This is a genomic window from Frischella sp. Ac48, assembly GCF_019641635.1.
Lineage (GTDB): Bacteria > Pseudomonadota > Gammaproteobacteria > Enterobacterales > Orbaceae > Frischella > Frischella japonica.
Window position 1 is genome coordinate 1 of the sequence record NZ_JAETXP010000040.1, and the last position, 540, is coordinate 540.

A 540-nucleotide genomic window follows, 5' to 3' on the forward strand; every position below is an offset into this window, starting at 1 on the left:
ATGTAATAAAAAAACACTCCCACCGTCTCATCCGGACGAAAAGCGGCTTGTTCATCAACCGGTTTGGCTTGTAGTCCTCGTTGCGGTAAAGCTTTTTGATTAATCAAACTTGCCATTGCCTCATCAAGCTCAATGGTAAACGGCGAATTACCTGACGCCAGCAGGCTCGACAATTCATCAACCCAGCTTTGGGCCCGCTGTTTAACCCGCAGTGGTTTATCACCACGCAGCGCCAAATCAACGCTTCCGCCTAAACCGCCTAAAACGATATGTACCTTTGGTAAAACCTGAGTGGCGGAAAACACCTCGCCATGTTTTAAAAAAATCTCGTCGGCGCTGGTTGGTGTGGTTGTGACGATGTGGTTATTTGCTGCATCAAAGATTTGAATCTGCTCTGGCGGGTGATTGAGCAAATCCACCACCAACCAACTGTCATCCGGCTCAAAAGTCGGCTCTTTTTTAACTATTGGCATGGCTTTAATTGCGTCAGAATAAGATACCGTGCCACAATAGCCATTAATCACCGGCAACTGAACTAAT

Annotated in this window: 1 protein-coding gene; it reads right to left on the bottom strand. The window is 46.7% G+C overall.

The features are described from left to right. Positions 1-540, bottom strand: a 540-nt coding sequence (locus JMI89_RS11810; RefSeq protein WP_220680188.1) for a hypothetical protein, incomplete at both ends; no start/stop codon positions are given.